13 protein-coding genes are annotated in these 18,849 nt (G+C 71.9%); 9 read left to right on the forward strand and 4 right to left on the reverse strand.

Features of this window, described 5'->3' with window-relative positions; translation table 11 throughout:
• The first annotated feature begins 140 nt into the window (after positions 1-140).
• The 9 genes from P3T34_RS14020 to P3T34_RS14060 all read left to right on the forward strand — a co-directional run bounded on the left by P3T34_RS14020 (position 141) and on the right by P3T34_RS14060 (position 14,295).
• Entirely contained in the window at positions 141-4,634 is a 4,494-nt protein-coding gene (locus P3T34_RS14020) for a type I polyketide synthase (RefSeq protein WP_280666366.1), read from the forward strand.
• A 105-nt stretch (positions 4,635-4,739) separates the two neighbouring features.
• Positions 4,740-6,314, forward strand: coding sequence for a fatty acid--CoA ligase (locus P3T34_RS14025; protein ID WP_280666367.1), 1,575 nt, complete (start codon positions 4,740-4,742; stop codon positions 6,312-6,314).
• Positions 6,315-6,334: 20 nt separating this feature from the next.
• Positions 6,335-7,360, forward strand: coding sequence for an LLM class flavin-dependent oxidoreductase (locus tag P3T34_RS14030; RefSeq protein WP_280666368.1), 1,026 nt, complete (start codon positions 6,335-6,337; stop codon positions 7,358-7,360).
• Positions 7,357-8,139 carry a thioesterase domain-containing protein gene (locus tag P3T34_RS14035; RefSeq protein ID WP_280666369.1) on the forward strand — a complete coding sequence of 261 codons (783 nt, stop codon included), beginning with the start codon at positions 7,357-7,359 and terminating at the stop codon, positions 8,137-8,139. Before P3T34_RS14030 ends, P3T34_RS14035 begins: the two co-directional genes overlap by 4 nt.
• 225 nt (positions 8,140-8,364) lie before the next feature.
• Positions 8,365-9,825 carry a DHA2 family efflux MFS transporter permease subunit gene (locus tag P3T34_RS14040; RefSeq protein WP_280666370.1) on the forward strand — a complete coding sequence of 487 codons (1,461 nt, stop codon included), beginning with the start codon at positions 8,365-8,367 and terminating at the stop codon, positions 9,823-9,825.
• A 156-nt stretch (positions 9,826-9,981) separates the two neighbouring features.
• Positions 9,982-11,004 carry a ketoacyl-ACP synthase III family protein gene (locus P3T34_RS14045; protein WP_280666371.1) on the forward strand — a complete coding sequence of 341 codons (1,023 nt, stop codon included), beginning with the start codon at positions 9,982-9,984 and terminating at the stop codon, positions 11,002-11,004.
• 35 nt (positions 11,005-11,039) lie between these two features.
• Positions 11,040-12,062: a ketoacyl-ACP synthase III family protein gene (locus P3T34_RS14050; RefSeq protein ID WP_280666372.1), complete on the forward strand. Its 1,023-nt coding sequence runs from the start codon at positions 11,040-11,042 to the stop codon at positions 12,060-12,062.
• 51 nt (positions 12,063-12,113) lie between these two features.
• Complete coding sequence (locus tag P3T34_RS14055) at positions 12,114-13,307, forward strand: cytochrome P450 (RefSeq protein ID WP_280666373.1); 1,194 nt, start codon at positions 12,114-12,116, stop codon at positions 13,305-13,307.
• Between the two features lie 232 nt (positions 13,308-13,539).
• On the forward strand, positions 13,540-14,295 hold the full coding sequence (locus P3T34_RS14060; RefSeq protein ID WP_280666374.1) for an AfsR/SARP family transcriptional regulator: 756 nt from the start codon (positions 13,540-13,542) through the stop codon (positions 14,293-14,295).
• Positions 14,296-14,349: 54 nt separating this feature from the next.
• Here P3T34_RS14060 and serS read toward each other — a convergent pair whose 3' ends face one another.
• The 4 genes from serS to P3T34_RS14080 form a co-directional block, all read right to left on the reverse strand.
• The gene (gene serS, locus P3T34_RS14065) at positions 14,350-15,636 is read right to left on the reverse strand and encodes a serine--tRNA ligase (RefSeq protein WP_280666375.1); all 1,287 of its coding nucleotides are present in this window, start codon (positions 15,634-15,636) and stop codon (positions 14,350-14,352) included.
• Between the two features lie 113 nt (positions 15,637-15,749).
• The gene (locus P3T34_RS14070) at positions 15,750-17,249 is read right to left on the reverse strand and encodes an APC family permease (protein ID WP_280666376.1); all 1,500 of its coding nucleotides are present in this window, start codon (positions 17,247-17,249) and stop codon (positions 15,750-15,752) included.
• 111 nt (positions 17,250-17,360) lie between these two features.
• Positions 17,361-18,581 carry a beta-ketoacyl-ACP synthase II gene (locus P3T34_RS14075; protein WP_280666377.1) on the reverse strand — a complete coding sequence of 407 codons (1,221 nt, stop codon included), beginning with the start codon at positions 18,579-18,581 and terminating at the stop codon, positions 17,361-17,363.
• A complete protein-coding gene (locus tag P3T34_RS14080; protein WP_280666378.1) occupies positions 18,581-18,811 on the reverse strand; it encodes a phosphopantetheine-binding protein in 231 nt (76 codons plus the stop codon). Before P3T34_RS14080 ends, P3T34_RS14075 begins: the two co-directional genes overlap by 1 nt.
• Positions 18,812-18,849 lie beyond the last annotated feature (38 nt).

The raw sequence follows: 18,849 nt of genomic DNA on the forward strand, positions 1-18,849 counted from the left end.
CGACGAGGGAGCCACTGCGGAGCATTGGCGACTGAGGAGAAGCCGTCCAGGCGACAGCCCGGGCGTCGCGACGCCGCCCACCAATTGCCGGTCGGTCTGAGTACCGGCGGACCTCTGCCGCCGTCGAAGGAAGGGAACCCATGCCGGACTCTGCCGCGCCCGTGGAAGAGCAGCTTCGCACCGCCCTGGAAACCGTACGCAAGCAGCAGCAGGCCATCAAGGACCTGATGTTGGAGAAGTACGAACCCATCGCCATCGTCGGCGCCGGGCTGCGTTTCCCGGGCGGCAGCAACACCCTCGACGAGTTCGCCGGCTTCCTGCGCGAGGGCCGGTCCGGGATCGGCCCGTTCCCGGCGGACCGTTTCGACGTGGACAGGTTCACCACGGCGAACGACGACCCCGCCCAGGAGCAGGACGCGGACCAGCAGGGTCGGATCAAGGCCGCCGGCGGCGGGTTCCTGGACCGGGTGGACCTGTTCGACGCGGGCTTCTTCAACATCTCGCCCAAGGAGGCCCAGTACATGGACCCCCAGCAGCGGCTGCTGCTGGAGACCGCCTGGGAGGCCCTGGAGCAGGCCAACATCGACCCGGCCCCGCTGCGCCGGGGCAACGGCGGGGTCTACATCGGCGCCAGCTCGATCGACTACGCGCTGGAGCTGGACTCGCTGCCGTACGAGGAGCTGGACGGCCACCTGGCCTCGGGCATCACCTTCTTCCCGCTGTCCGGCCGGCTCTCCTACTTCCTGGGTTGGCGCGGCCCGTGCATGAGCCTGGACGCCGCGTGCGCCTCCTCGCTCACCGCGCTGCACACCGCGGTCGAGGGCCTGCGCCACCGGGAGTGCGACATCGCGCTGGCCGGCGCGGTCAACGCGCTGCACCACCCGCGGATCCCGGTGATCTTCTCCAACGCGAACATGCTCGCCCCCGACGCCCAGTGCAAGACCTTCGACGAGTCGGCCGACGGCTATGTGCGGGCCGAGGGCTGCGCGGTCGTGGTGCTGAAGCGGCTCTCGGACGCCAAGCGGGACGGCGACGCGATCCTCGGCCTGATCCGCGGCACCGCGGTCGGCCAGGACGGCGACAGCGCGGGCCTGACCGTGCCCAACGGTCCCGCGCAGGAGCAGGTGATGAAGGCCGCGATCAAGCGGGCCGCGCTGCGCCCCGAGGACATCCAGTACGTCGAGGCGCACGGCACCGGCACCCCGCTGGGCGACCCGATCGAGATGGGTGCGATCAGCGACGTGTTCGCGCAGTCGCACTCCCACGAGAACCCGCTGACCGTCGGCTCGGTGAAGACCAACCTGGGCCACATGGAGCCGGTGGCCGGGCTGGTGGGCGTGCTCAAGACGCTGCTGCAGATGCGCGAGGACACCGTCTTCCCGCACCTCAACTTCCACACCCCCTCGGGCCGGATCCCGTGGGACCGCTACCCGGTGACGATCCCGACCGAGAACCGGCCGTGGAAGGCCGACGTGAAGCGGGCCGTGGTGAACAGCTTCGGCTTCGGCGGCACGATCGCCGCCGTGGTGCTGGAGCAGCCGCCGGTCTTCGCACCGAAGGAGACCGGCCGGCCCGGCGACCGGCAGGTGTTCACGCTGTCGGCCAAGAACCGTCGCTCGCTGCGCGCCCTGATCGAGCGCTACCAGCAGCAGTTGGAGCGCGAGCCCGGGGTGTCGCTCGCCGACCTCTGCTACACCTCGAACGTCGGCCGCTCGCACCACCCGCTGCGGATCGCCGGTCCGGTCTCCGAACTCGCCGATCTGCAGGGCCTGTTGACCAAGGGCCTGGCCCAGCTGGAGCGGCGCGCGATCGAGGCGCCGGAGGCGCGCAAGACCGCCTTCCTGTTCGCCGGGCAGGGCTCGCAGTACCCCGGAATGGGCAAGCCGCTGTACGAGCGCTACCCGGTCTTCCGTGAGCAGGTGGACGCCTGCGACCAGCTGTTCGCCCCGATGCTCGGCCGCTCGATCCGCGACCTGCTGCTCGGTCTCGGCGAGGACCAGGAGGCGATCCACCAGACCCGGTTCACCCAACCGGCGCTGTTCACCCTGGAGTTCGCGCTGGCCCAGCTCTGGCTCTCCTGGGGCGCCAAGCCGAGCGCGCTGATCGGGCACAGCATCGGCGAGGTGGTCGCGGCGGCCGTGGCCGGGCTGTTCAGCCTGGAGGACGCGGTCACCCTGGTGGCGGCCCGCTCCCGGCTGATGCAGTCGGTGACCGCGCCGGGCGGGATGGCCGCCGTGCCGGCCCCGGCGGCCGAGATCGCCCCGCTGCTCGAGGCGTACCCGGATCTCGCGCTGGCCGCCGTCAACGCGCCCGACCAGTGCGTCATTTCGGGCGGCAGCGACTCGCTGGCCGAGGTCAGCGCGCTGCTGCGCGAGCGCGGCCTGTCGGTCAAGCAGCTGCAGGTCTCGCACGCCTTCCACTCCCCGCTGATGACCGAGGTGTTCGACGAGTTCCGCCGGGCGCTGGCCGGAATCACCTTCCAGCAGCCGAAGTTGACGCTGATCTCCAACCTGACCGGCAAGGTCGCCCGGCCGGCCCAGATCTCCACCCCCGAGTACTGGGTGCGGCACATCGGCGAGCCGGTGGCCTTCGAGGCCGGGATGCACGCGGTCGAGCGGCGCGGCAAGCACGTGATCGTCGAGATCGGGCCGTCCACCGCGCTGACCACGCTGGCCAAGAAGTGCGTGACCGCCGAGGACCACCGCTGGCTCAGCAGCCTGCACCCCAAGGAGACCGAGGGGCTGACCATCGTCCGCTCGCTGGGGCAGATGTACGCGGCCGGCCAGCCGGTCTCCTGGGAGGGCTTCCACCGCGGCCAGGAGGCGCGGCGGATCGAGCTGCCGCTCTACGCCTTCGACCGCAAGCGGTACTGGTTGCCCAACGGCAGCGGCCCCGGCACCGAGGAGGAGGCCGGCGAGCGGGAGTTCCTGCACGTACCGGTCTGGGTCGAGCAGAGCGCCGAGCCCGGTGAGCCGGTCGAGCGCCATGTGGTGGTGCTGAACGCGGACGGCGCCGAGCTGCCGGCCGAGCCGGGCGCCCTGCGGGTGTCGTTCGCCGACTCCCCCGAGGACGCGCTGCGCCTGCTGCGCACCGAGGGCGCCACCGACCTGGCGTGGCACTGGCGAGCGGGTCAGGGCCCGGCCGGTGTCGAGCGGCTGCGGGCCGAGTGCGAGGCCAACTACCGTGAGCTGCTGGGCCTGTTGGACGGCCTGGAGCAGCAGGGCTCGGGCCTGGGCCTGCGGGTCTGGCTGGTCACCCGGCAGGCCCAGCAGCTGGCCGGCGACCCGGCCGGCGACCCGACCCGGCTGGCGGCGGCCACCCTGTGGGGCTTCGGCAAGGTGCTGCTGAACGAGCGGCCGATGCTGCGCACCACCCTGGTGGACCTGGCGGCGGACGGCTCACTGGCCGAGCTGGTGCAGGAGTGGCAGGCCAAGGACACCGGGGAGTTCCAGGTCGGCTACCGCGCCGGCGTGCGCCAGGTGCTCCGGCTGCGGCCCGCCGCGTCCATCGCGGACTCCACCGGCCCGGTGCCGGTCCGGGCCGACCGTACGTACCTGGTCACCGGCGGTCTGGGCGCGCTCGGCCTGGTCACCGCCAAGCGGCTGGTGGCCGAGGGCGCCCGGCGGATCGCCCTGCTCGGGCGCCGCGCGGTGGGCGAGGAGGAGGCCGGCCGGATCCGCGAGCAGCTCGGCACGGCCGCCGAGGTGCTGTTCCTGCGGGGCGACGTCGGCGACGCCGCCGACCTGCGCCGGGTCGCCGAGCAGCTCAAGTCGGCCGAGCACCCGCTGGGCGGCATCATGCACGCGGCCGGCGGTCTGGCCGACGCGCCGGTCTCCGCGCAGACCTGGGAGAGCATCGACAGTCTCTTCGGCGCCAAGGTGTACGGGAGTTGGCTGCTGCACGAGCTCACCGCCGACTTCCCCGAGCTGGACTTCTTCGTCGCCTTCTCCTCGGCCGCCTCGGTGGTCGGCGGCGCCTCGCAGTCCAACTACGCGGCGGCCAACGCCTTCCTCGACCAGCTGGTGCACTGGCGGGCCGGCCAGGGGCTGCCCGCGCTGGGCGTCAACTGGGGTCCGTGGTCGGAGGTCGGCATGTCGGCCCGGCTCAGCGCCCAGCACGTCAAGGCGCTGGAGCGGGAGGGCATCACCTTCTTCACCCCGACCCGCGCGCTGGACACCCTGCTGGCCCGGATGGGCTGCACCGACCCGGTGGCGCCGGTCCAGCTGGTGGCCGGCGAGTGCGACTGGGACCGCTTCTCGGCGGCCAAGCCGGTGGTGAACGCCTTCTACGCCGAGCTGGTCCGCAGCAGCGGCGCGAGCGCGCAGACCATCGACGTGGAGAAGCTGCGCGGCCTGCCGGCCGCCGAGCGGACCACCGCGATCACCGACTTCATCCGGCACCGGGTGGCGGCGGTGCTGCACATCGAGGACGCCGACGACGTGGGCCCGTACACCGAGTTCGTCCAGGTGGGACTGGACTCGCTGGTGGCGATCGACCTCAAGAACGCGCTGGAGGCGGCGTTCCGGGTGCCGCTGCCGCCGTCGATGGCCTTCGACTTCCCGAGTGCGGCGCTGCTCGCCGATCACATCGACCAGCAACTGGCGCCCGCCGACCAGTTGGTGGCCGCGAGCTGATCCGGCAGACCGCGGCCGGCCGGGGAGCTGACACCCCGGCCGGCCGCGCAGGTCGTTCCCCACCCGCATCGAGACCCGCATCGAGCGAAAGGGCCACACAGGGCCATGACCCAGGACGCACCACAGACGCTCACCGCCGCCTGTGCCCAGCACAGCCACCGGCGGCCCGACCACCCCGCGGTGATCTGCGAGGACCGGGTCACCACGTACGCGCAGCTGCACAAGGAGAGCAACCGCACCGCGCACGGCCTGCTGGCCGCCGGCCTGCGGCCCGGCTCGCGGGTCGGCTACCTCGGCAAGGAGTCCGAGCACTACTACGAGATCGCGCTGGCCTGCGCCAAGGCCGGCACCGTCCTGGTCCCGGTCAACTGGCGGCTGACCGGGAGCGAGGCCGAGCACATCCTGCGCGACTCGGGAGCCGAACTGCTCTTCGTCGAGGAGGCGTTCCGGCCACTCGCCGAGCGGGTCAAGGAGGAGCTGACGCAGCTGCGCACACTGGTGGCGCTGGCTCCGCCGGGGCCGATCGGCGGCGGGCAGCGGGCCTGGCAGGCCGGGCAGCCGGACACCGACCTGAACCCGGGCACCGGCGCCGACGACGCCGTCCTGCAGATCTACACCAGCGGCACCACCGGCAAGCCCAAGGGCGTGGTGCTGGCGCACCGCAGCTTCTTCACGCTGCCCGCGGCGATGCGCGACAGCGGGGCGAACTGGATCGACTGGCTGCCCGAGGACCGCAACCTGATCTCCCTGCCGGGCTTCAGCATCGCCGGGATGGGCTGGTTCATGCACGGCTTCGTGGCCGGCGGCACCAATGTGGTGATGCGGATGTTCGTCAGCGAGGAGGCCGTACGGCTGATCGCGGCGCACGGGGTCACCACCACCTTCGCGGCCCCCGCGATGCTGCAGATGATGATCGAGGAGCCCGGGGTGACCCCGGAGACCTTCCGCTCGCTGCGCAAGGTGGCGTACGGCGCCGCGCCCATCTCGGAGTCCCTGCTCAAGCGCTGCCTGGCCATGCTGGGCTGCGAGTTCGCGCAGATCTACGCCGCCACCGAGACCGGCACGGTCGCGGTCTGCCTGCCGCCGAAGGACCACTTCCCCGGCAGCCCGGTGCTCACGGCGGCCGGAAAGGCCTGCCCCGGGCACGAGTTGAAGATCGTCGACCCGGAGGGCCGGACCCTGCCGGTCGGGCAGATCGGCCAGGTCTGCGTGCTGACCCCGGCCCGGATGCTGGGCTACTGGGGCCTGCCGGAGGCCACCGCCGAGACCCTGGTCGGCGAGTGGCTGCACCTGGGCGACGCCGGCTACCTCACCGAGGACGGCTATCTCTTCCTCTGCGACCGGATCAACGACACCATCATCGCGGCCGGTCAGAACATCTACCCGGTGGAGATCGAGAAGGCGCTCGGCGACCACCCGGCGGTGGCCGACGTCGCGGTGCTGGGCGTGCCGGACGAGCTGTGGGGCGACGCCGTGCTCGCCTGCGTGGTGCTGCGCCCGGGCGAGCAGCTGCGGGCGCGCGACCTGCGCGGCTTCCTGTCCGGCCGGATCGCGGACTACAAGGCCCCCAGCCGCTGGGAGTTCGTCGACAGCATCCCGCGCAACCCCACCGGCAAGATCCTGCGCCGGGTGCTGCGCGAGCGCCACCTGGCGGTCCGCGCCGCCGGCGCCGAGGCCTGACACCCACGAGGAGCCCCCGCATGAGCACACCGACCACTTCGACCCAGCCGCTCCGGTTCGGCCTGCTGTTGCCCACCAGGGAAATGGCGATGACCGGGAGCTACGACATCGGCCCGCTGCTCGACCTCGCCCGCGAGGCCGAGGATCTGGGCCTGGACGCGGTGTGGACCGGCGACTCGCTGACCGCCCGCCCGCGGCTGGACCCGCTGGTGGTGCTGGCCACGGTGGCCGGCGCCACCTCCCGTATCTCGGTGGGCACCGCGGCGCTGACCGCCGCGCTGCGCCACCCGCTGCTCGGCGCCAACATGGTGGCGAGCCTGGACCAGGCCTCCGGCTCACGGTTGGAGCTCGGCGTCGGCGCCGGCTTCCCGATGCCGGAGAGCGAGGCGGAGTTCGCCGCCGTCGGCGTGCCCTTCGAGGGCCGGGCGGGCCGGCTGGACGAGACGGTCCGGCTCTGGAAGCAGGCGTGGAGCAGCGACCAGGACCCGGCCGCCGGCAGCTTCCGCGGCAAGCACCTGTCCGCCGACCTGCTGCACCACCTGCCGCCGCCGGCCACCCCGGGCGGGCCGCGGGTCTGGCTGGCCGGCAGCGACACGCCCCGGGTGCTCGCCCGGGTCGCCCGGCTGTACGACGGCTGGCTGCCGTTCCTGCCCACCGTCGAGGCGTACGACGCCGCGTACCGCCGGATCGGCGAGCTGCTGGCCGAGAACGGCCGGCCCGCCGACGCGGTGGTCCCCGGGCTGTACGCGACGCTCAACGTCAACCCCGACCGGGCCCGCGCCGAGCAGGACCTGGACGCGTACGTCCGCGGCTACTACGGCCGTCCGCTGGACGTCATGACGGGCATCCAGGCGTACGGCTACGGCAGCGCGCAGGAGTGCGCCGACTGGCTCTCGGGCTACGTCCGGGCCGGCGCGCGGCACGTGGTGCTCCGGCTGGGCTCGCTGGACGCGGGGCCGCAGCTCAAGGAGATCGCCGAGCACGTGCTGCCGGCGGTGCGCGCCCGGCTCGCCCAGGACACCGACTCCTCGAAGGAGACAGCATGACCACCCCCACCACCACCGGCCAGTGGCTGCAGCCGGCCGAGGTCCACCCGGACGCGGCGCTGCGGCTCTTCCTCTTCCCGCACGCGGGCAGCGGCGGGACCATCTACCGCAACTGGCACGAGTACCTGCCCGGCGACTTCTCGCACCAGATCGTCCAGCTCCCCGGCCGCGAGAAGCGCCTGGCGGAGACCGCGTTCACCGAGATCGAGCCGCTGGTCGACGCCATGTACGAGGCCATCGCGGACGACCTGGACGACCGTCCGTACGCCTTCTTCGGCCACTGCCTGGGCGCCCAACTCGCCTACCGGGTCTCGCTGCTGATGGCCCGCGACGGGATGCCGGCGCCGATCCTGCTGGGCGTCTCGGGCTGGGCGCCGGAGGGCTTCTCGCAGGTGACCTACGAGCAGAGCCGGATGCCGGAGGCAGAGCTGGTGCGCTGGATGAAGACGCTCGGCTCGTTCCCCGAGGAGGTCTACGGCAACCAGGACCTGCTGGGCATGATCATCCCGGCGCTGCGGGCCGACCTCGCGGTGGTCTCCACCTACGTCGACGACGCGGCCCCGACCAACTGCCCGATCGTCGCGTACAGCGGCAAGTCCGACCCGCTGATGGACCCGGGCGCGATGGTCTCCTGGGACACCCGCTCGCCGGCCTACCTCGGCAACAGCGAGTTCATCGGCGACCACTTCTACATCGACCACCGCGACAACGCGCTCGCGGTCACCTCGGACCTGATCCGCCACCTGCGCCGGGGCCTGGCGCAGCAGGCCGCGGAGTGAGCGGAGTTCGAGGTTTTCGGGGCTTTTCGGGGCCGAGTGGGGCTCTAGCCGCCTTCTAGGTGCCCCCGGGACCATGCAAGAACGGCGTCGTACGCAGGCGATCACAGACCGTCGCCGACCGAGCGCGGACGTGCGGAAACAGCCGCCGGAAGGCCCAGCTCAGCACGGCGCCGTCTCCCGTTCTCCCGCGCACGGCACCGAAGAAGTGACAAGGAGTTTCTACCGATGACCGACACAGCCGATGCCCGCAGCCGAACAGCTGCACCCTCGGCCCCCGTGGCCGAGGCCGATTCACCGAAGTGGTCCACACTTCCCGTGGTTCTTGCACCCACATTCATGGTCACGCTTGACATGTTCATCGTTAACGTGGCCATCCCGTCCATCCAGGCGAAGCTGCACGCGGGTTCGGGCGCGATCCAGTTCGTCGTGGCCGGGATCAGCCTCGCCGTCGCCGCCGTCCTGGTGATGGCGGGCCGGCTGGGCGACATCTACGGCCGTCGCCGCATGTTCACCGTCGGTCTGGCCCTGTTCACCGCCGCCTCCGCACTGTGCGGGGTGGCCCCGAACGTGGGCGAGCTGATCGTGGGCCGGGTGGCCCAGGGCATCTCGGCCGGCATGATGATGCCCCAGGTACTGGCCATCCTCAGCGTCGCGTTCACCGGCGCCAACCGGCTCAAGGCCTTCAACGCGTACGGCATCGCCATGGGCTTCGCCGGCGTGTTCGGGCAGCTGATCGGCGGCGTGCTGATCAAGGCCGACGTCTTCGGTCTGGGCTGGCGCGCGATCTTCCTGATCAACGTTCCGATCGGGATCGTCGTCCTGCTGCTGACGCCCCGCCATGTGCCCGAGTCCAAGGGCACCGGCAGCGCCAAGCTGGACCTGGTCGGCACCGCCCTGGTGACTGTCGGCCTGGTCGGCGTCATCTACCCGCTGATCAAGGGCCGTGAGGAGGGCTGGCCCGCCTGGACCTGGATCTGCCTGGCCGGCGCCGCCGTGCTGCTCGCGATCTTCGCCGTCTACCAGAACAGCCTCGGCAACAAGGGCGGTGCCCCGCTGGTCAACATGTCGCTGTTCAAGCAGCGCGCCTTCTCGGTGGGTCTGATCACCACGCTGCTCTTCTACGCGGTGATGTCGACCTTCTTCCTGATCTTCGCGCTCTACCTCCAGCAGGGCCACGGCCTGTCCGCGCTCGACTCGGGCCTGATCTTCATCCCGCTGGGCTCGGGCTTCTTCGTCGCCTCGATGATGGCCAAGCAGCTCGGTGCCAAGCTCGGGCGGCAGACACTGGCCGTGGGCGCCGTGGTGCTCGCGGTCGGCCTGGGCATCCTGGAGCTGATCGTCAACCACCTGGGCACCAACGGTGCGATCGGCTGGATCACCCCGGCCCTGCTGGTGGCCGGCTACGGCATGGGCATGGTGATGGCTCCGCTGTCCGCCACCGTGCTGGCCGGCATTCCCCCGCAGTTTGCCGCAGCCGCCTCCGGCGTGCTGTCCACCGCCGTCCAGGTCGGCACCGCCCTGGGCATCGCGATCATCGGCAACCTGTTCTACAACGCGCTCGGCACGCACATCCAGCGGAGCTCCTTCACCCACGCCTTCATCCTGAGCACCGAGGTGCTCGCGGTGCTCGCGCTGGCCGTGGCGGCTTCGGTGCAGCTGCTTCCCAAGCCGGCCAAGAAGGCCTGATCCGGCTTCGAAGCCACCTGAGCGCCTGCGGCACACCTGCCGCAGGCGCTCAGTGCCGTCCGGACTGACGATGCGTCAGCCAAACGTCAGCCGCACGTCACCCATCGGTCCCAAACTTGGCCCACCCCGGGAAGGGGCAGGAGCAAGGAGGATCCGATGCGCTGGCAGGACATCTACATCGCGGGCACCGGCACATTTCTGCCGGAGCGCTTTCCGATCGCCGAGGCGATCGCGCAGGACTTGATCGGCGAGGCCAACCAGAATCTCGGCTACGAGTCCATCCTCGTGGACCGCAGTGGAACCGCCGCTCCCGACATGGCCGTCCACGCCGGCCGGCAGGCCGTCGAGCGGGCCGGCATCCCGACCGAGGAGTACGGGCTGCACCTGCACGCCCACCTCTGGTACCAGGGCCTGGACTGGTGGTCGGCCGCCAACTACGTCGCCGCTCGCACCTCGGGCTCCCAGGCCTTCTCCTTCGCCATCGACCAGCGCTCGCTCACCGCGATCGGCGGCCTGCACCTCGGCGCCGCCTACCTGACGTCCGGCGCCGCCACCAGCGCGCTGATCACCACCGCGGACCGGTTCGCCGCCCCGATGATCGACCGGTGGAACATCCAGCGCCAGCTGATCTTCGGCGACGGCGCCACCGCCGCCGCGCTGTCCACCCGCGGCGGCGTCGCCAAGCTGGTCTCCACCGCCGCGTTCGGGGTGAACCACATGGAGACCTGGACCCGCGGCGACGAGCCGTTCGGGGAGGCTCCCGGGCAGCAGACCCCGGTCCCGGTCTGGCGCCGTTCGGAGTCCCGGATGACCAAGCCGGAGGCCGCCAACGACTGGAAGCTGTGGACCGACAGCATGGTCCGGCTCAAGGACGAGGTGCTGGCCGAGGCGGGCATCGGGATCGGCGACATCACCCGCGCGGCCATGCCGTTCCAGCACCGCGGCGACGGCCAGGCCGAGATGCACGACATGCTCGGCCTCACCGAGGAGCAGACCGTCTGGCGCGAACTCGGCCAGTACACCGGCCACATCGGCGCCGGCGACCCGTTCGCCGGCATCAACTACCTGCTGGAGAACAAGCAGGTCGTCGCGGGCGACCACGTCCTGGTCTACGGCTGCGGGGTCGGCTTCAACTTCGCCGCCGCCGTGCTGGAGATCACCGACACCCCCGCCTGGTGACACCCCACCTCGCCGACTGAAGACGGAGTTCGCGCATGCGCTACACCAAGAACATCTACCTGGCGGGCACCGGCACCTGGCTGCCCGGCACCCAGCCGATGGCCCAGGCCATCGAGGCCGGCCTGGTCGGCGAGGACCATCGCGACCTCGGATACCAGGCGATCGCCATCGATGAGAGCGGCACCGCGCCGGTCGACATGGCGATCTCGGCCGCCCGGCAGGCGATCAGCAGATCCGGTGTCGAGCCGGCCGACTTCGGCCTGCACCTGCACGCCAGCGTCTGGTTCCAGGGCCTGGACTGCTGGGCGCCGGCGGCCTACGTGGCGAACGCGACGGTCGGGGCGCAGGCGATCGCCTTCAGCATCGACCAGCGGTCCGCCGGCGGCATGGGCGCGATGCACCTCGCCGCCGCGTACCTCGACGCCGGCACGGTGGCCAACGCCCTCGTCACCACCGGCGACCGGTTCACCGACGAGTCCATCGACCGCTACAACTCCTACGTCCAGGCGATCTGGGGCGACGGCGGCACCGCGGTGGTGCTCTCCACCCAGGGCGGCTTCGCCGAGCTGCTCTCCAGCGTGATCGTCAGTGACAACAGCCTGGAGCGCTGGGACCGCGGCGCCACCGAGTTCGCCGCCGGTCCGCTGCTCGAGCGCCCGGCCGCCATCCACAAGCGTTTCGCGCAGCACGCCGCCACGCCGGACGTCGCCGCGGAGGTCGACCAGTGGGCCGCCGGCGTGCTGCGCACCCGCGACCTGGTGCTCGCCGAGGCCGGCATCGGCCAGCACGAGATCACCCGGGCGGTCCTGCCGTTCGTCCACCGGGGCGGCGGCCAGGCCGAGTTGCACGACCTGCTGGGGATCCCCGAGGAGCTGACGCTCTGGCAGGAGCTCGGCAGCCAGGTAGGACACCTCGGCGCCGGCGACCCGTTCGCGGGTCTGGACAAGCTGCTCGCCGACGGCACCCTGAAGCCCGGCGACCACGTCCTGCTCTACACCGTCGGGGTCGGCTTCACCTTCAGCGCGGCTGTGCTGCGCATCACCGCTCCGCAGCTCTGAGTGTCCCACTCCCGTCCGGCCCAAAGCCCTCCACCTCACCCAGGAAGTGTTATGACCGACACCCAGTCGCTGCTCGACTACCCGCTTCCGCGCGTGGATCCGCTGCTCCCGCCGCCCGCCTACACCGAGCTGCGCAACGGACCGCCCCGCCTGGTCCGGCTGGCCGGCGGCCGCCGTGCCTGGCTGGTCAGCCGCTACGAGGACGTCCGCTCGGCGATCGCCGACCCGCGGGTGAGCTCGGACGACATGGCGCCGAACTTCCCGGCCCTGATACCGCTGCCGCCCACACCGCGCGCCCTGTCGATGTTCCGGCTGGACAACCCCGACCACGCCTCGCTGCGCAGGATGGTGATCCCCGAGTTCACCGCCCGGGCCACCCGCGCCCTGCAGCCCGACGTCGAGCGGATCACCAACGAGCTGCTGGACGCGCTGGTGGCCGGCCCCAAGCCGGCCGACCTGATGGCCTCCTTCGCCGATCCGCTGCCCACCCTGGTGATCGCCCGGCTGCTCGGCGTCCCGTACGAGGACCACGAGCTCTTCCAGGAGAACGGCCGGATCGTCACCTCGCCCGACGCCACACCCGAGGAGGCCGGCCAGGCCTTCGTGGTGCTGACGGAGTTCATGGGCCGGCTGATCGAGACCAAGCGCAAGGACCCGCAGGACGACCTGATCAGCCGACTCTGCGTCAAGTACCTGGAGCCCGGCGAGATCAGCTTCGACGACCTGCTCGCGATGGCCCGCTTCCTGCTCTTCGCCGGACACGACACCACGGCCAACCAGATCGCGATGAGCGTGCTCTACCTGCTGGACAACCCGGACCAGCTGGCCCTGCTGCGCAGCGACCGCAGCCTGATCCCGTCCGCCGTCGAGGAGTTGCTGCGGATCGCCTCGATCAAGCAGCACGACTTCATCCGGACCGCGTCCGAGGACCTGGAGATCGCCGGGGTGACCATCGCCAAGGGCGAGGGGATCATCTTCGCGCTGCCCTCCGCCAACCACGACGAGACGGTCTTCCCCGACCCCGGCCGACTCGACATCACCCGCGACGCCCACCACCACATGGCCTTCGGGCACGGCATCCACAAGTGCGTCGGCGCACCGCTGGCCACCCTGGAGCTGGAGACCGCGATCGGCGCGCTGCTGGACCGGTTCCCCGACCTCCAGCTGAGCACCGAGGTGAAGGACATCCCCTACCGCGACGACATGCTGCTGTACGGCGCCCACAAGCTGCTCGTCACCTGGTAGCCCGCGGCACGGCCTGCTGCCCCCGGATCCGACACGGGTCCGGGGGCAGCAGGCCGTGCGCGTGCGGGCCGGGTCCGAAAAGCTTCAAGTTGCCCTCAAGGTGGCGGTTCGACAATCCGAACACGCACTCCAGAAGGGAGCGGTCCATCGCGCGACCGTTCGGATCCTCAGTTCCTCACCACAGGGAGAAGCAGCCATGCAGTTCAGGATTCTGGGTTCAGTCGGGGCAGTTGTGGACGGAAGGTTCTGTAGCATCCCCGGCGCCAGGCAGCGCACTCTGCTGGCCACGCTGCTGATCCGGGCCGGCCGCCTGGTGCCGACCGAGCACCTCTACACCGAGCTGTGGGGCGACCGTCCGCCCGCCACCGTCGAGAACTCGCTGCAGGCCCACGTCTGCCGCCTGCGGCGCACCCTGCGCAAGCTCGGCGGCCCCTCGCACGACGTCCCGCCGCTGATCACCCACGCCTCCGGGTACGTCCTGGACATCGCCCCGGAGGACGTCGACCTGACGCTCTTCCGGGAGCGGATCGCCCTCTCCCGCAATGCCATGGCCGACGCCCCGGAGGCCGCCGGCGCGCTGCTGGAGGAGGCCCTGGCGCTCTGGCAGGGGTCGCCGCTGCAGGATGTCGCACCGGGGCCGCTCTGCCAGAGCGTCAGCCTCCAGCTGGAGGAGGAGTACCTCGCGGCCCTGGAGGACAAGCTCTGGCTCGGCACCGTTTGCGACGAACCAACGCTGGTGATCGGCGAGTTGAAGCGGATGAGCGTGGCCCACCCGTGGCGCGAGCGGATCACCGAGATGCTGATGCTGGCGCTCTACCGCTCCGGCCGGCAGGCTGAGGCCGTCGCGGTCTACAACACCGCCCGCGGGCGGCTGATCGACGAGTTGGGCATGGAGCCGTCCCCGCAGCTCAAGCGGCTCTTCCGGGAGGTCCTCAACCAGGCCCCCGGGCTGTACCGCCCCACGCAGCAGCTGCTGCGCTCGGCCTGAGGACACAGGAAAGCGCCGCTCCCCTCCCCGGGGTGCGGCGCTTTCCTGTGTCGTTCAGCGGCTGGTGCCGCCGCCGGGCAGGATCCGGCGGAAGCCGGTGTACGGGACCAGCGCCTCGGGCAGCAGCACCGAACCGTCCGCCTGCAGGCCCTGCTCCAGCAGCGCGGCCACGGTCCGGCCGACCGGCAGCGCCGAGCCGTTCAGCGTGGCGGCGGGCAGCTTGCGGCCCTCCGAGGAGCGGTAGCGGATGCCGGCCCGGCGGCCCTGGAAGGTGCCGCAGTCGGAGACCGAGGAGATCTCCCGGTAGGAGTCGCTACCCGGCAGCCAGACCTCGATGTCGTAGGTCATCCGGGCCGAGAAGCCCATGTCGCCGGCCGGCAGCAGCACCACCCGGTAGGAGAGTTCGAGCCTGCGCAGGCACTCCTCGACCTGACCGACCATCAGCATCAGCTGCTGCTGGGCCTCTTCGAGGGCGCAGATGCGCACCAGCTCGACCTTCTCGAACTGGTGCAGGCGCAGGATCCCGCGGGTGTCGCGGCCGTAGGAGCCCGCCTCGGCCCGGTAGCAGGGGGTCCGCGCGGTCAGCGCGAGCGGCAGCGAACCGCCGTCCAGCAGCTCGCGGGCCACCATGTTGGTCAGCGGCACCTCGGCCGTCGGAATCAGGAAGAGCTCCCGGCCGCCCACCGAGGTGGCGAACAAGTCCTCCTCGAACTTGGGGAGTTGGCCGGTGCCGGTCATGGTCTCGCGGTTCACCAGGTGCGGCACCGCGTACTCGGTGTAGCCGTGCTCGGAGGTGTGCAGGTCCAGCAGGAACGAGGTCAGCGCGCGCTCCAGCCGGGCGCCCGCGCCGCGGCTGACGGCGAACCGGGAGCCGGAGAGCTTGGCCGCCCGGGCGCTGTCCAGGATGCCGAGCGACTCGCCGATGTCCGCGTGGTGGCGGGCCTGGCCGGCGGCCGGGCGCAGCGCGGGGCCGCCGCGGCGGACCTCGACCGCCTGCTTCTCACTGTCGCCGTCCGGTACCTCGTCCAGCGGGAGGTTCGGCACCGCCAGCAGGATCTCCTCCAATTCGGCTTCCGCAGAGCGGAGTTCGGCCTCGGCCTGCTGCGCTCCCTCGCGCAGCACCCGGGCCTCCTCGCGGGCCTGCTCGGCCGCCCCCTCGGCCGGGCGCGGGCCGCGCGAGGCGCGCTTGATCTCCGAGCGCAGCTGCGCCACCGCGTCCAGGGCCGCGGCCCGCCGCCGGTGCGCGGTCCACAGGGCCGTCAGGTCCAGCTGGTATTTGCGCCGGGCCAGCCGACGGACGGCCTCCGGGCCCAGCTCGATCAGCTCACGTACGTCGTGCACGGCGTTCTCCTTCGAGGCGGCCGGCGTCAGGGCAGCCGAGGCCGGCGGGGTGGCAGACGAGGGCGGGGGCCCGGCCCCGCCCGGGGGGAGGCGGGCCGGGCCCCCAGGGGGTGTCAGGCGACCGGGGTGGGCACCTGACGGGGAGTGGCAGTCGGCGCGGGGGCGGCGGCGGGCGTTTCGGCGGTGTGGGACTGCGCCAGCCGCTGGTAGCGGGCCGGGTCACTGGTCCGCAGCCGCCAGGCGTAGAGCATGCCGAGCGCGGCCACCACCGGGATCACCCACGGCATGGCGGCCACCACGGGGTTCTTGGTGCCGGTCAGCAGATCGAAGTTGCCGACCACCAGGCAGACGGTGGCCACCAGGCCGGCGAAGCCGAGCAGCGGCGCCACCGTGCCCTGCCACCAGCCCAGCCGCAGCCCCTTGCGGCGCAGGCCGAGCACCGACAGCGCGGCGAGCGCCTGGAGCACCACGATGCCCAGCGTGCCCAGGCCCAGCATGCTGGTGGTGAGGTCCGCGTACGGGTCGAGGCCCGCGATGGCGAAGGCGGCGACCACCACGGTGCTGAGCACGCTCTGCACCACGCTGGCCCGGTGCGGGGAGTTGTGCCTGGGGTGCACGGCGCCCAGCGCGCGCGGCAGCAGGCCGTCGTCGGCGAGCACCTGGGCGTACCGGTTGGAGGCGCTGTGCAGGGCCAGTGTGGCGGCGAACAGGCTGGTGCAGAGCATCACCTGGAGCAGCGTGCCGCCGGCCTTGCCGAGGTAGTCGTCGCCCAGCGAGAAGAACAGGTTGCCCATCTGGTCGGTCGCGGTCTGCCGCACGTGGTCGGCCCCGATCGCGCCGACCGCCGTCCAGCTGCTCAGCGCGTAGAAGCCGGCGATCAGCAGCACGGCCAGGTAGGTGGCGCGCGGGACGCTGCGCTGCGGGTCCTTGGCCTCCTTGCCGTACAGCGCCGCCGACTCGAAGCCGATGAACGAGACGAAGGCGAACATCAGCGACACCCCGAGCCCGGGCCCGGCGGCGATGTGCGGCGAGAAGGAGGCGGCGGGCAGCGCGTGCACGCCGTGCCGGCCGATCTCGGCGAGGTCCAGCGCCGCCAGCACGCCGATCTCGCCCGTCATCAGGACGGCGAGCACCCGGGCGCTGACCGCGATGTCGCGGTAGCCGAGCACCGCGACCGCCGCCAGCCCGACGGCGGCGCACAACTCCCAGGAGACGTGCACCCCGTGGTCGGCGAGCACCAGTTGGGTGAAGTAGCCGAGCGCGCCGGCCAGGCCGATCGTGGCGGTGTTGTACGCGACGATCGCGACATAGCCGCCGCCGACGGCCGGCGGGCGGCCGAGCCCGTCGGCGATCGAGGCGTAGAACCCGCCGGACCCGCCGGTGCGGCGGGCGCTCACCGCGTAGCCGACCGAGAAGCAGAGCAGGGTCACCCCCGCGAAGGCGAACGCCGCGGGCACGCCGGCGCCGTTGCCGATGGCGAAGGCCAGCGGGACGGTGCCGACCATCGCGGAGAGCGGTGCGGCGGCGGCGACGATCAGAAAGACGATGTGGCGGGTGGTCAGATGTCTGGAGGTCTGGTTGCCGGCCTCCGCCGGGGGACTGCTGACGGACATCGTGGCTCCAAGTCGGGTGCGAGGGGAGGATCGGTGGGAAGCGGAAGACCGACGGGCCCGCGTCCGGGTGTGGGGCCCCGGGCGCGAGCCCGTCGCGTGTGCAGGTCGGTCTTAGACCGCGGCGATGGCGAGGACCGCGTTCTGTCCGCCGAAACCCAGCGAGTTGCTCAGTGCCAGGTGGATCCGGGTTTCGGTCACCGAGCCGGCGACCTTGATCTCCAGCTCGGGGTCGAGGGTGTGCAGGTTGGCAGTGGGCGGGACCAGTCCCTGTTCCACGGCGAGCACGCTGAACACCGCCTCCACCGCGCCGGCCGCGCCGAGCAGGTGGCCGGTGACGCCCTTGGTCGAGGTCACCAGCGGATCGCCGGTGAGCACCCGGCGGATCATCCGTGCCTCGGAGAGGTCGTTCTGCGGGGTGGAGGTGCCGTGGGCGTTGACGTGCTGGACGTCGCCCGGGCCGGCGCCCGCGTCGGCGAGTGCGGTGCGTACCGCGCTCTCGACGCCGCGGCCGTCGGGGTGCGGGGAGGTCATGTGGTGGGCATCGGCGGAGGCCCCGTACCCGGCGATCCGGGCGCGGATCCTGGCCCCGCGGGCGCGGGCGTCGGCGGCCCGCTCCAGCACCACCACCCCGGCCCCCTCGCCCGCCACGAAGCCGTCGCGGGCGATGTCGAAGGGCCGGGAGGCGCCCAGCGGGTCGTCCTCCCGCTGGGAGAGCGCGCCCATCTTGGCGAAGCCGGCCATCACCAGCGGGGTGATCATCGCCTCGCTGCCGCCGGCCACCACCAGGTCGCAGCGGTCCAGCAGCAGCAGGTCGCGGGCCACCCCGATGGCGGTGGCGCCGGAGGCGCAGGCGGTGGCGACCACCAGGTTGGGGCCGGTGGCGCCGAACTCGATGGCGGCCTGGCCGGCGAGCATATTGGGCAACTGCATCGGCAGCAGCAGCGGGGAGACCCGGGCCGGCGACTGCTCGACCAGGATCCGGTGCTGCTCCTCCACGGTGCCCGGCCCGCCGTCGGCGCAGCCGAGCACCACGCCGACCCGGGCACCGTCCCAGGTCAGCGGGTCGAGCCCGGCATCGGCGATCGCCTCCCTGGCCGCGACCAGGGCGAACTGGGTGAAGCGGTCCAACCGGTGGGCCCGGCGGGCGCCCAGCAGTGCGCCGGGATCCCAGTCCGGGACCCGGCAGGAGATCCGCACCGGGTTCTGCTCCAGGACCGGGTCCAGGGCGGCGGTCGGCCGGCCTGCGCAGACCCCCGCCCAGCTCGGCCCGACCCCGATCCCGGCCGGGGTGACCAGGCCGAGCCCGGTCACGACGACGTCGATGCCGGCCATCAGACCCGTGCGCTCCGTTCCTCGATCAGGCGGGCCATGTCACCGATGGTCTCGGCGTCCAGCAGCTCGTCGTCCGAGATGGTGATGCCGAGCTCGGTCTCCAGGACCAGCGAGAGCTCGACGACGGCCAGCGAGTCCAGTTCGATGTCCTCCTTGGTGGACTCGGGAGTGACCTGCTCCGGCGTCACCTTGAGCTTGTTGACCAGGATTTCCTTGAGCGTTTCGAACATCGGGCAGTCCTTCCGAAAGGTGGTACCGGGTGTTTCAG

Origin of the sequence: Kitasatospora sp. MAP12-44, assembly GCF_029892095.1 — a bacterium.
In the GTDB taxonomy this organism is placed as follows: Bacteria; Actinomycetota; Actinomycetes; order Streptomycetales; family Streptomycetaceae; genus Kitasatospora.

Excerpts from the sequence above, each read along its gene's own strand:
- P3T34_RS14020 (WP_280666366.1), top strand. The coding sequence starts at position 141 with ATGCCGGACTCTGCCGCGCCCGTGGAAGAGCAGCTTCGCACCGCCCTG.
- P3T34_RS14025 (WP_280666367.1), top strand. The coding sequence starts at position 4,740 with ATGACCCAGGACGCACCACAGACGCTCACCGCCGCCTGTGCCCAGCAC.
- P3T34_RS14030 (WP_280666368.1), top strand. The coding sequence starts at position 6,335 with ATGAGCACACCGACCACTTCGACCCAGCCGCTCCGGTTCGGCCTGCTG.
- P3T34_RS14035 (WP_280666369.1), top strand. The coding sequence starts at position 7,357 with ATGACCACCCCCACCACCACCGGCCAGTGGCTGCAGCCGGCCGAGGTC.
- P3T34_RS14040 (WP_280666370.1), top strand. The coding sequence starts at position 8,365 with ATGACCGACACAGCCGATGCCCGCAGCCGAACAGCTGCACCCTCGGCC.
- P3T34_RS14045 (WP_280666371.1), top strand. The coding sequence starts at position 9,982 with ATGCGCTGGCAGGACATCTACATCGCGGGCACCGGCACATTTCTGCCG.
- P3T34_RS14050 (WP_280666372.1), top strand. The coding sequence starts at position 11,040 with ATGCGCTACACCAAGAACATCTACCTGGCGGGCACCGGCACCTGGCTG.
- P3T34_RS14055 (WP_280666373.1), top strand. The coding sequence starts at position 12,114 with ATGACCGACACCCAGTCGCTGCTCGACTACCCGCTTCCGCGCGTGGAT.
- P3T34_RS14070 (WP_280666376.1), bottom strand. The coding sequence starts at position 17,249 with ATGTCCGTCAGCAGTCCCCCGGCGGAGGCCGGCAACCAGACCTCCAGA.
- P3T34_RS14075 (WP_280666377.1), bottom strand. The coding sequence starts at position 18,581 with ATGGCCGGCATCGACGTCGTCGTGACCGGGCTCGGCCTGGTCACCCCG.
- P3T34_RS14080 (WP_280666378.1), bottom strand. The coding sequence starts at position 18,811 with ATGTTCGAAACGCTCAAGGAAATCCTGGTCAACAAGCTCAAGGTGACG.